Here is a 940-nt window from a genome sequence, read left to right as displayed (position 1 = left end):
TGGATGCTGCTGCTGATGTGGATGCTGCTGCTGACACCGACGCTGCTGCTGACGTGGACGCTGCCGCCGATGTGGATGCTGCCGCTGACACTGACGCTGCCGCCGATGTGGACGCCGCTGCGGACGTGGATGCTGCCACTGACACGGACGCTGCTGCTGACACCGACGCCGCCGCCGATGTGGATGCTGCCGCTGACACTGACGCTGCTGCCGACGTGGACGCTGCCGCTGACACCGACGCTGCTGCGGACGCGGACGCGGACGCCGCCGCTGACACCGACGCCGCCGCTGACGTGGACGCCGACGCGACGGACGGCACGGACGCCGATGGCTCCGATGAGCTGACGCGCACGACGGTCGCGTTCTCCAGCGTCGTCCGCGGCACCGGAGTGATCCAGCAGGTGACGGGCACCGGGTTCACCCCCGGCGAGACCGTCTCCGCCACGGTGAACTCCACGCCGATGCCGCTCACCGCGCAGACGGCCGGACCGGACGGACGGGTGGTATTCACCTTCCCGATCGGCGCCGACTTCGAGCTCGGTGCGCACTCGGTGACGGTGACGGGCAGCGAGTCCGGCCCGACCGATCTCCCGGACACCGACTTCACGGTGGTCGCGAAGACGGTCCCCGCCGGCCAGCCGGGCACGCCGATCCGTGGAGGGAACGGCGGCTACGGCGGCGGGATCCTCCCGGTAACCGGTGGCGGCTCCGACGGTCTGTTCCTGCTCGGCGGCATCGCGCTCCTGATGCTGCTGACCGGCGCGGGTGCACTGCACCAGAGCCGTCGTCGACAGGCCTGATGGGCTCGGGACGACGACGTTGACGGGCGGGTGGCCCACGGCATGAACGCCGTGGGCCGCCCGCCCCGAGTCGTCTCCCGCACGACCGGCTCGACCCGCACGACCGGCACGACCCGCACGACCGGCACGACCCGCACGAC

General features: G+C 71.8%; 1 protein-coding gene. It reads left to right on the top strand.

Annotated features, from left to right (window positions below):
- The coding region (locus Q6969_RS15935) for an LPXTG cell wall anchor domain-containing protein (protein WP_317231314.1) at window positions 1–800 on the top strand (800 nt) is incomplete at its 5' end.
- Window positions 801–940 lie beyond the last annotated feature (140 nt).

The sequence above is a fragment of the Clavibacter sp. MX14-G9D genome (genome assembly GCF_032917815.1).
GTDB lineage: Bacteria > Actinomycetota > Actinomycetes > Actinomycetales > Microbacteriaceae > Clavibacter > Clavibacter michiganensis_K.
The sequence above is the reverse complement of the archived record's forward strand: the minus strand, read 5'-3'. Positions and strand labels throughout refer to the sequence as shown.